Origin of the sequence: Comamonas sp. UBA7840 (genome assembly GCF_002501455.1) — a bacterium.
Classification (GTDB): domain Bacteria; phylum Pseudomonadota; class Gammaproteobacteria; order Burkholderiales; family Burkholderiaceae_C; genus Comamonas; species Comamonas jiangduensis.
Map to the genome: position 1 here is coordinate 29,762 of NZ_DLTI01000043.1, position 10,564 is coordinate 40,325.

The window sequence follows — 10,564 nt, forward strand, 5'->3', positions numbered from 1 at the left end:
CGGCAGGTGGCACCACGGGAATGCCCCATTTGCTGGCGGCCACAGCGGGCAATATTCCCGATCAGGTGGATGCCTTGCGCCGCGCGCGCGCATTTGCTGAGCCCTTGCTGGTGGGTGAAGAGCTTTCTTCAGGTGAAAACACCTTGGCCCACGCAGATGCCACTGCGGCTATCTTGCACGGCATTGGTGGCTCTGAAGCCATGCAGGCAGCGTGCTACTTGGTGTACGCCAGCATGCACTTGAACAAACCCTTGGAAGTGCTGACCAAAGCGTTTGGCCCCAACTTTGCCGAGTTGGCAGTGGAAACCACCAAGCTCATGCATTTTCAGCAGCAGACGCGCAGCGCAGATGCCAGCGTGCGCGTGGACGACCCGGCCACGCAAACGGAGACCGTGCGCAAGATGCTGCTGGGATTTTCGCGCGATGTGCGGGTGGTGCTGCTGCGTTTGGCATCGCGCCTGCAAACACTGCGCTGGTATGCCGCAACCAAACGGCCTGTTTCTCCAAGCTTGGCTTATGAAGCCCTGCATGTATTTGCGCCGCTGGCCAATCGGCTGGGGATTTGGCAAATCAAATGGGAGCTGGAGGATTTATCTTTCCGCTTCTTAGAGCCCGATACTTACCGCAACATCGCCAAGCTGCTCGATGAAAAGCGTGCGGAGCGCGAAGTCTATATGGAGCAATTGCGTGCACGTCTGGAATCAGGTTTGCGCGCCTACAGCATCAGTGCCACGGTATCGGGCCGCCCCAAGCATATCTACAGCATTGTGAAAAAAATGCGCGGTAAATCGCTCAATTTTGATCAGCTGTTTGATATTCGTGCATTGCGTGTAGTGGTGCCGAACGTGAAGGATTGCTACACAGCCTTGTCCTGGGTGCATGAAAACTTTGCGCCGATTGAGTCCGAGTTTGACGACTACATTGCCAAGCCCAAGCCGAATGGCTATCAGTCGTTGCACACCGTGGTGCGCGACGATCAGGGGCGGGCGATTGAAATCCAGATTCGTACGCAAGCCATGCATGACCATGCTGAAAATGGTGTTGCAGCGCACTGGGCTTACAAAGAAGCTGGCACCAAGGGCTATGCCGGTGTCAGTGCCTCGGGGGAGTACGACTCCAAGATTGCGGTGCTGCGCCAGTTGCTGGCGTGGGGCAAGGATTTGTCGGAGAACCCATCGCACCGCGGCTTGTTTGATGACCGTATTTATGTGCTGACGCCCGATGCGGCAGTGATTGAGTTGCCGCAAGGCGCCACCCCGGTGGACTTCGCGTACTCGGTGCATACCAATTTGGGCCACCGCTGCCGAGGTGCGCGCGTAGATGGCAACATGGTGCCATTGAATACGCCGCTGCAAAGTGGGCAGACCGTTGAAATCACCACCGTCAAAGAAGGTCGCCCTTCCCGGGATTGGTTAAATCCAGAGTTGGGTTATCTGATCAGCAACCGCGCCAAAGCCAAGGTGCGCGCTTGGTTCAATGCCCAGGCGATGAACGAAACGGTGATGCGCGGGCGAGAGGCGGTCGAAAAACTGTTGCAGCGTGAAGGCAAAACTGCCATCAAGCTGGATGATTTAGCTGTGCAGTTAGGCTTTAAATCCGCAGATGCGCTGTTTGAAGTGGTGGGCAAGGATGAGTATTCGCTGCGCAACATTGAAGTGTTGCTGCGTCCGGCAGAGCCTGCTGAAGCCGAAGAAGACATCCAGTCCATGGTGCGCAAACCGCGTGCCAACAATGCTGCCAGCAAGGGCGGCGTCCTGGTGGTGGGGATTGACTCGTTGATGACCCAGCTTGCCAAGTGCTGCAAGCCAGCGCCGCCGGACGACATCGGTGGTTTTGTGACGCGCGGCAAAGGCGTGAGCGTGCATCGCTCTGACTGCAGCAATTTCCGCGAAATGGCCGCCCGCAATCAAGAGCGTGTGATTGATGTGACCTGGGGGGTGCCCAAGGCGGAGAAACTATCGGCGGTGTACCCCGTGGATGTATCGGTCGAAGCGACTGACAGGCAAGGGCTGCTGCGTGATATTTCGGACGTGTTTGCCAAAGAAAAAACCAATGTTATCGGCGTGCAAACGCAGTCCGTCAAGGGGACTGCCTGGATGACATTCACCGTGGAAGTTTCGGACTCCGGTCGCCTGAACAAAGTTTTAGGCATTGTGGCTGGCGTGGCAGGCGTGCGCTCTGCGCGCAGACGTTGATTGTTGAAGTTTTCCTCATCCAAGTAAAAACTAATGCTACAATCGATGCTTCTGATTTTTCAGGCGCGTAGCTCAGTTGGTTAGAGCACCACCTTGACATGGTGGGGGTCGTTGGTTCGAATCCAATCGCGCCTACCAAATACAAAAGCCCAGTTCTTTGAACTGGGCTTTTTCGTTGGTGTTTTAGATCTGTCTAAAACCTCTGCACATCGTATGTTGCAGAGGTTTTTTTATTTCACTCTGGACATTGCGGTGCAAGCTTTTTACGTGTTGCTTGCAGGCGCCTGATGAGTGTGCTGAAGCAACGCCATGACAGTTTCAATCCATCCCCATTTTTAACAGCCAAAGCGTGGGTGGCTTATGCGGATATGAAGCGAGGTGCTCGCCAGCACCTCTTCGCTTCTTCGCTGCCTCGGGGATACCTGCTTGTTTCAGGACGTGCTGGATGGTTTGCGATGCCCCGCTGATTGGTCATGGGCTTGTAAGTTGGCATTCGGTGTTCTGCAGCTTTGCAGCACATCGAGCGCGCTGTTGTAGCTGCTGCTGTGCACATCAAGCAGCCCCATGACTGTGTGATAGAAGTTGTCGTGGGTCAGTGCCTGGTCCGTGTTTTGACGCACGCAAGCTTCGTTGACCTGGGTGCGAGCCAGCAAAGACCCAGGCCAAATGACCCAAGGCACATGCTTTTGCGCATCGGGCGCAATCACATAAGGCAGACCGTGCAAATACAAACCGTTTTCGCCCAAAGATTCGCCGTGGTCAGACAGGTAAATCAGGCCGGTGTCGTATTTGTCTTGCTGGTTTTTAAGCCAGTCGATGGTTCGTGCAACGAATAGGTCGGTTTCCACCATGCTGTTGTCATAGACGTTGACCAGTTGACTGCGGCTGCAGTCAGAGGTGACATGCGTGGTGCATTCTGGCTGGAAGTGCTTGCTGGGTGCAGAAGAGCGGCGGTAATAGGCGGGGCCATGACTACCCATCTGGTGTAACACCAGCACTGTGCCTTGGTTGTTGCCGTCGCTGGTAACGATGCGCAGTCTGTCGTCCAGCAGTTCCACCATCAACTGATCCAGGCATTCGCTATCTTTGCACCAGCGATGGATGGCGCTGGGGCTGGCCACCTGGTCGGTTTGCGCGTGAGAAATGCGGTTGCATACGCCTTTACAGCCCGCCTGGTTATCGAGCCAATCCACATTCAGGCCTGCTGCGTGCAAAACATCCAGCAAGTTCTCGTATTCAAACTTGCGAGACTCAAAATCTTGCTTCCCGAGGTGCGAAAACATGCAAGGCACAGACGCCAAAGTATTGGTGCCGCAGGATTGCACATTGCGCCAGTTGATGACGTGGCGTGCTTCCATCTCTGGGGTGGTATTGCGTGGGTAGCCATTGAGACCAAAGTGGTCGGCACGGGTGGTCTCTCCCACAATCAAGATCAACAGCGGCGGTTTGTTGGCCTGGCTTTGCGTTGACGTTGCGGCAAAGCCGCCACCTTGGTAACTGCTGCCAAGTTTCGCGTCACCGCTGATGTGTTGGAAGGTAAGTTCACGCTTGAACAAAGGCTTGAGCGTGACACTGCTGAAAGAAACAATGCTGGCAAGCGGGTTGATCAGATAGCGAATTTCTGTGTGATTACGCACTAAAGGTGCCATCGGCTTGTAAAGCAGTAGGCCGCCACCAATCATCATGGACAAGCTGGCGGTGACCAGCAACGCAGAGCGCCATACGTCTTTGCGCCATTGGGTGGGCTTGAGCTGAATGCCGGCATAAAGCACGGCAATAGGCAGTCCGGCGTACAGCAGCACATGCAAAAGCAAACCGCTGGTGATGAGTGCAAGACCTTCGCTGGTATTCGTTTGCAGCGTGTTGCGAACCATGCTGCTGTCCATCACGATTCCGTAGTTCAGCATGAAATATTGTGCAGATGCTGCGGTGATAAGCGTGATGCTCCAACCAATACGGCGCAGCTTGGGCCAAGACAGCAGCATGAACCACAAATAGGTGGCACTGGTCAGCACGAGCGCTGTCAATACCATTTCCCAGTTGCTTAAGCTTTGCTCGCTGGCGAGTGCAGACAGCTTGCGCCACCACGCTTGGTTCAGGCCCAGCGTGCACCAAAGCGCCAAGACAAGGGCCATCCAGCGTGCAGAGACCGGGTATGGGGCGAAGCGCTGTGGTCTGCGTGCAGCAGGCTGCGTATCAGGAGACAGCGGGGAAGAAGTGTGCAACTCAATCATGGGTTGCACTGTAGAAAGCGTGACTGAATATCCCCTGAAGGTAGTGTTCAGCTTCTGTTCAGCTTGGAGGCTGGTGCTGGGGCGCTCTACACTGCCAGCTCCAATGGTTAAAGTCCAAGGAGACCCAAGTTGCGAATTCTCTTGGTAGAGGATGATCAGTCATTAGGCCAAGCGGTGCTGGGCTATCTTAAAAGCAAACAGTTCAGCGTCGACTGGGCAGAGAACTTGCAGCAAGCGCGAGCGTTTGTGGCCACCATGCATTACGCGGCCGTGCTTTTGGATTTGAATTTGCCCGATGGCGAAGGCCTCGGGTTGTTACCTCATTTGAATAGCAGCATATTGAATGCAGATGAGCGCCCCACGGTGATTGTGGTCACAGCGCGCGATCAGGTCAGTGACCGCATCCGCGGCTTGGATGCCGGCGCAGATGACTACTTGGTCAAACCCTACGACCCCGAAGAGTTGCTGGCGCGCCTGCGGGCGATAGAGCGGCGTCGCGGCGCGCAAATCAGCTCGGTCTTGCGAAGTGGCGCTGTTGCGATTGATCTGGCCCGAGAATCTGTGCGCAAAGACCTGGTGCCTGTGGTGCTGACACCCAAAGAGTGGGCCTTGTTGCGTGTTTTGGCGAGCCGCCCCGAGCAGGTTTTCACCCGAGAGCGCCTGCAAGAAGCGCTGTACCAGTGGGACGACAGCAGCGACAGCAATACGCTGGAAGTGTTCATCAGCCGTTTGCGGCGCAAACTGGGCAGCTCCTTGATTGAGACAGTGCGCGGCACAGGCTATCGTTTGGTCGCTCGATGAAAAGTACTGCGCTGACGCAACAAAGTTTGGTGCGACGTCTGGGGCGCGCGCTCACCATCTCTGTACTCGCGATTTGGCTGCTGAGCACCGCCTTGGTGGCGTGGTTTGTGGACAGCCAGATTCAAGAAAATTTTGATGTGGAACTGGTGGAGAGTGCACATCGTCAGCTGTATCCAGCACTTTTAGAGCTGCAAATTACCCGGCCTCATTTGAGCATTCAGGCTGCGTTGGCGGAAGTAGCTGCAGGTGATCCCCAGGTGATGGGGGAGCTGCCCGGCTCCAACCATTCGGAGCCACTTTTGCTGCAGTTGCGCAGCAGCACAGGGCAGGTGCTGGTGCGTACCAAGGCAACGCCTGCATCACCTTTTGCGGTGCCGCTGCACCCGGGGTTTTTTGACGCCCAAGACTTCCGCGTATTTAGCCTGTACGACGCAGAGTACGGCGTATGGCTGCAGCTGGCTGACCCTTTGGAGGAGCGCAAGGAGGCCAGCCAACGCACGGTCATTGGGTTAAGCCTGGTGCTGCTGGTGATGCTGCCAGTGATGACCTGGCTGGTCACGACGGTGGCGCGCCGAGAGCTGCGTTCTGTCGGCGTGCTGCAACGACAGATTGCGGCGCGCAGCGGCAGTAACTTGCAACCGCTGTCTGTGGGAGGAATGCCGCTGGAGCTGCGCACGGTGGGCGAAGACGTGAATCAGCTGCTGGAGCGCCTGAGTGAAGCCTTGAAGGTGGAGCGTTCGCTGGCTGCCAATGCGGCCCATGAGTTGCGCACGCCGCTGGCAGAAGTGCGCTTACGCCTGCAGACCGCGGTCGACAAAGCAATGCAAGGTGCTGCGCAACGGTCTGGCTCGCAAGCTTTGGCGGTACCTTTGGAAGAAGTGCGGGCCGCTTTGCATTCGCTGGAAGTTTTGAGCCATCGCACAGAACGCTTGTTGCAACTTTCGCGCGCAGAAGGCGGCGATCAGGCGCATTTCGCCCAGGTGAACTTGGTGCAATTGGCGGAGCAGGTTGCGCAGGAGTTCTGGCAGCAAAGCCATGCCCAAAAGCGCTTGGATTGCATCACGCCCCTTGCGCACGATGCTGTATGGGTATGGGGCGATATCGATAGCTTGGCGATTGTGCTGCGCAACTTGATTGATAACGCCTTGCGCCACAGCACAGGCGCGGTGGTTCTGGAGGTGCAGGCCGAGCCAGATGCCGCTGTGATAGTGCGTGACAGTGGCGCGGGTTTAACACCGGCGCAAATTCAAATGATTCAGCAGCGGCATGTGCGCATGGACAGGCAGCATATTGGCTATGGCTTGGGAATGTCGATTGTGACAACCATCGCGGAAAAGCATGGCGCGGAGCTGGTGTTTACTTCCCCCCCGGCAGGCATGGCGCAGGGCTTGGAGGTGGCGCTGCACTTTACGCAGGCCGTTGCTGCCGCGCATGCACTGAATGATGCGGGGAGCGCATAAATAGAAGATCAAGGCCAAGGCCAAGGCTGATCTTGTGTGGGCAGGTATGTAGTTCAGTCTCGAAAAGTTCTGCATATGCCCTGAAACCGCTGCAGCACGCCCCCAATTTCCGCCATTTCTAGGCAGGCGTGCTATTGGCAAACCCGCTGGCGATGGTGGATGTGGTTGGGTCACATGCATGCCTGATTGGCTGTGCATGGCGCAAGCTGGGTTCATCAAATAGGCCGTCGGTGGTAGCTGCTCGCCCCCTTCACAATGTGTGCTGCGGCCTGCGTTGCAATACTGGGCGTAAGTGCTTGAGGAAGTGCCAGATGTTTGTGCCACGCAAAGCCATGGTGAGAACTTCTGACCTTCTAAGGCTCGCGCTTGTGCGCGGATGGCACACACAGCACTTACTTGTCTGTGCGCCAGATAGATGGCTTGTCTATCTCCACACTTGTGAGAAAGTATGAAAAGTGCTGAAATGCAATGCTGGATAAGCGCTGTAAGCTCTTATTTTTATATGGTGATGGCGATTTGGCTAGGGTTAGTGCTGCAGTGCGGCAAGAAAAGCCTTTCCTACAATGGCAGCTCCATATTTGTCCTCACCATCATTGATACCGCCACGAGAATTTACCGATGACCGCACAAGAACCTACATCGTCCACAACGACCAGCAACCAGCGCGTCATCAAAAAATATCCCAATCGCCGCCTCTATGACACGGCCACGTCCACTTACATCACCCTGTCCGAGGTCAAGCAACTGGTGATGGAGCGTGAAAACATTGTGGTCAAGGATGCCAAAACCGGTGATGACCTGACCCGCTCCATTTTTCTGCAGATCATTTTGGAAGAAGAGGCGGGCGGAGCGCCGATGTTCACCGAAGCCATGCTGGCCAACATCATTCGCTTCTACGGTCACACGATGCAGGGCCACATGGGCAGCTTCATTGAAAAGAACGTGCAAATGTTTACCGATTTTCAAGCCAAGATGGCCGAGCAAGGCGGTGTGGATGCCTGGGCCAAGATGATGCAAATGCCCAATCCGTTGATGCCTGCAGCCTACGCTGAGCAAATGCAAAAAATGCAAGAGCAGCTGCAAAAGCAAACCGAGCAAATGATGGGCATGTTTGGCATCAAGCGCTGAGCCGCATTTGTGCAAACTAGTACGGGCCAGTGGGCCCGTTTTTCATGCCTGCATGCATTCCTGCTGGGCTATGGGGACAGCTTTGGGCATGAAAAGAGCAGGCTGGCTAAAATTCACGCCATTGCTGCGCTGCCACTTGCAGCCACCGCGCTGTAAAGCGCCGCCCCCCACACACGCATTCACACAATGACAACCGAAAACAGCGCCCCCAAGGTGGGCTTTGTGTCTTTGGGCTGCCCCAAGGCACTGACTGACTCCGAACTCATCCTCACGCAATTGAGCGCAGAAGGCTATCAGACCTCCAAGACCTTTGAGGGTGCGGATCTGGTGATCGTCAACACCTGCGGTTTCATTGATGATGCCGTCAGAGAGAGCTTGGACACGATTGGCGAGGCGCTGGCCGCCAATGGCAAGGTGATCGTGACCGGTTGCCTGGGTGCCAAAGCCGGCAAAGAAGGCGGCGCTACGATGGTGGCCGAAGTGCATCCCAGCGTGCTGGCAGTGACTGGCCCGCACGCGACGCAAGAAGTGATGGATGCGGTGCACACCCATTTGCCCAAGCCCCATGATCCGTTTGTGGATCTGGTGCCTGGCAGTTTTGGTGAGGCCGGGGTCAAGCTCACGCCCAAGCACTACGCTTACCTGAAGATTTCGGAAGGCTGCAACCACCGCTGCACTTTCTGCATCATCCCCAGCATGCGTGGGGACCTGGTCTCGCGCCCGATTGGCGATGTGCTCAAAGAAGCCAAGGCGCTGTTTGAAGGTGGCGTCAAAGAGTTGCTGGTGATCAGCCAGGACACCTCGGCCTACGGCGTGGACGTGAAGTACCGCACCGGTTTTTGGGATGGCAAACCTGTCAAGACCCGTATGCTGGAGTTGGCGGACGAGTTGGGCAAGCTGGCGCAGCAACATGGTGCATGGGTGCGTTTGCACTATGTGTACCCCTATCCGACGGTAGATGCCGTGCTGCCGCTGATGGCCGAAGGCAAGATCCTGCCTTACCTTGACGTGCCGCTGCAGCACAGCCACCCCGACGTGCTCAAGCGCATGAAGCGCCCTGCCTCGGGCGAGAAGAACCTGGACCGCATCCGCGAATGGCGCAAGATTTGTCCTGAATTGGTCATCCGCTCTACCTTCATTGCAGGTTTCCCTGGCGAAACCGAGGAAGAGTTTGAGCACCTGCTGGAGTTCATCCGCGAAGCCGAAATCGACCGTGCCGGCTGCTTTGCCTACAGCCCCGTGGAAGGCGCTACGGCCAATGAGCTGCCCGGCATGTTGCCCGTAGAAGTACGTGAAGCACGCCGTGCACGCTTTATGGAAGTGGCCGAGGAAGTCTCGGCCCAACGCTTGCAGCGCCGCGTGGGCCAGGTGATGAAGGTGATCGTGGACAAGGCCGTGGGCCTGGGTAAAAAGGGCGGTGTGGGCCGTACCTATGCCGATGCCCCTGAGATTGATGGTGTGGTGCACATTCAGCCACCCGAGAAAGCCAGCAAGACCTACAAGACCGGGGATTTGATCTCCGTGCGTATCTTGGCTGCACAGGGCCACGATTTGGTGGGAATTCCGGTTTGACTACTAAAAAGAGAGCTTGTGGCGCTTGCTTGCCAAGGGTTTCATTTGCATTTGTTGTTGAAACCTATGCTTGTTAAGCGCTGGTAGCTCCTCAAAAAGGCTTCGATTTTTTCGAAGCCTTTTTTTATGCCCGTGTGCAAGCGCAGGGTGCAGTGTGGCGCCTTTTGTGCGGTGGGTTGGCTTGGTAGGTCCAACACTTTTCTGTACCTTGTGCAAGGTTGCATGCGCTCCAGCGGGTTGCCATACTGAAAGCATTTTCATCAGATTGGAGGTGCGGTATGGCGAATGCGAATGCTCAAACTGGCGCGTTTTCCAGTGCGCTTGGACGCAGTTGGTGGGTCATCTTGCTGTTTGGCATCTTGTCCATCGCGTTTGGTCTCATGGCTATTTTTAATCCGATCGGAGCTGGTGCTGGCATGACCTGGGCGATTGGTGTGCTGGCGATTGCGGAGGGGGTGGTGACCCTGCTGGCGACGTTCAAGAAGGATGTACCTATGTCCAAAGGCTGGATGTGGGTCTATGGCCTGGTCTCTGTGCTCTTTGGGGTGTTGGCGGTGGTGAATCCGGTGTCTATGGCGGCGTCTTTTGTCATGGTGATGGCGGTGTGGTTCATCATTGCGGGCGTGGTGCGCATCACGATGGCGATCCGGGTGCGTAAAGCCATTGACAACGAATGGACCCTGATCTTGAGTGGTCTACTGGCCGTGGTACTGGGTGGCTGCATGCTGGCCATGCCCCTGGCTGGGTTGCTGGTGGCCGTAATCTGGATTGGTGCGGGCGCTTTGATTTATGGGGTGCTGCAAATATATGCAGCGTTCCAGATTCGCAAGCTGCTGCGCTAATTGATTTTATTTTTGTAGCGTGTGGTGCTTGCTGTACATGTGCTAGATGACATTTAGGTGCTGTAAATCACTGTAAGGTTAGCCCTGAATTTCAGGGCGTTCTGGTGTAGCCATGTCAGCCCTGCAAAACACGGCAAACAACCATATGGTGGGTCAATGCATGTGGCAAAGATCGCTGGCATTTAGGGCGGTGCATGCAGCCACGTTCGCCTTTGCCTTTGCTGCTGCCCCAAGTAGTGCCAAAGATGCAGGTAGGGGAGTTGAAATGCCCTACACCACCGAAATGCTGAATGAGCAAGCGTGGGCTGCTATCAAAATAAAAAGGCTTCACA

The 10,564-nt window shown here is 55.9% G+C and carries 7 protein-coding genes and 1 tRNA gene; 7 read left to right on the forward strand and 1 reads right to left on the reverse strand.

Features of this window, described 5'->3' with window-relative positions:
• The first annotated feature begins 20 nt into the window (after positions 1-20).
• Together B3R00_RS15910 and B3R00_RS15915 are read left to right on the forward strand one after the other, a co-directional pair.
• Complete coding sequence (locus B3R00_RS15910) at positions 21-2,195, forward strand: RelA/SpoT family protein (protein ID WP_286999822.1); 2,175 nt, start codon at positions 21-23, stop codon at positions 2,193-2,195.
• A 61-nt stretch (positions 2,196-2,256) separates the two neighbouring features.
• Positions 2,257-2,333: transfer RNA gene (locus tag B3R00_RS15915), tRNA-Val, on the forward strand.
• 293 nt (positions 2,334-2,626) lie between these two features.
• Here the strand turns inward: B3R00_RS15915 and B3R00_RS15920 are convergent.
• Complete coding sequence (locus tag B3R00_RS15920) at positions 2,627-4,429, reverse strand: phosphoethanolamine transferase (RefSeq protein ID WP_286999823.1); 1,803 nt, start codon at positions 4,427-4,429, stop codon at positions 2,627-2,629.
• A gap of 129 nt (positions 4,430-4,558) precedes the next feature.
• Here B3R00_RS15920 and B3R00_RS15925 point away from each other — a divergent pair, with 129 nt between their 5' ends.
• From B3R00_RS15925 to B3R00_RS15945, 5 genes are all read left to right on the forward strand, one after another.
• A complete protein-coding gene (locus B3R00_RS15925) occupies positions 4,559-5,230 on the forward strand; it encodes a response regulator (protein WP_286999824.1) in 672 nt (223 codons plus the stop codon).
• Complete coding sequence (locus tag B3R00_RS15930; protein WP_286999825.1) at positions 5,227-6,690, forward strand: sensor histidine kinase; 1,464 nt, start codon at positions 5,227-5,229, stop codon at positions 6,688-6,690. The genes B3R00_RS15925 and B3R00_RS15930 overlap by 4 nt, the downstream gene beginning before the upstream one ends.
• A 618-nt stretch (positions 6,691-7,308) precedes the next feature.
• Positions 7,309-7,818 (forward strand): polyhydroxyalkanoate synthesis repressor PhaR, encoded by a 510-nt coding sequence (gene phaR / locus B3R00_RS15935; protein ID WP_286999826.1) that lies wholly within the window; start codon positions 7,309-7,311, stop codon positions 7,816-7,818.
• A gap of 186 nt (positions 7,819-8,004) precedes the next feature.
• Complete coding sequence (gene rimO / locus B3R00_RS15940) at positions 8,005-9,390, forward strand: 30S ribosomal protein S12 methylthiotransferase RimO (protein ID WP_286999827.1); 1,386 nt, start codon at positions 8,005-8,007, stop codon at positions 9,388-9,390.
• Between the two features lie 278 nt (positions 9,391-9,668).
• Positions 9,669-10,232 (forward strand): HdeD family acid-resistance protein, encoded by a 564-nt coding sequence (locus B3R00_RS15945; protein WP_286999828.1) that lies wholly within the window; start codon positions 9,669-9,671, stop codon positions 10,230-10,232.
• Positions 10,233-10,564: the final 332 nt, after the last annotated feature.

Excerpts from the sequence above, each read along its gene's own strand:
- rimO (WP_286999827.1), top strand. The coding sequence starts at position 8,005 with ATGACAACCGAAAACAGCGCCCCCAAGGTGGGCTTTGTGTCTTTGGGC.
- B3R00_RS15920 (WP_286999823.1), bottom strand. The coding sequence starts at position 4,429 with ATGATTGAGTTGCACACTTCTTCCCCGCTGTCTCCTGATACGCAGCCT.
- phaR (WP_286999826.1), top strand. The coding sequence starts at position 7,309 with ATGACCGCACAAGAACCTACATCGTCCACAACGACCAGCAACCAGCGC.
- B3R00_RS15910 (WP_286999822.1), top strand. The coding sequence starts at position 21 with ATGCCCCATTTGCTGGCGGCCACAGCGGGCAATATTCCCGATCAGGTG.
- B3R00_RS15930 (WP_286999825.1), top strand. The coding sequence starts at position 5,227 with ATGAAAAGTACTGCGCTGACGCAACAAAGTTTGGTGCGACGTCTGGGG.
- B3R00_RS15945 (WP_286999828.1), top strand. The coding sequence starts at position 9,669 with ATGGCGAATGCGAATGCTCAAACTGGCGCGTTTTCCAGTGCGCTTGGA.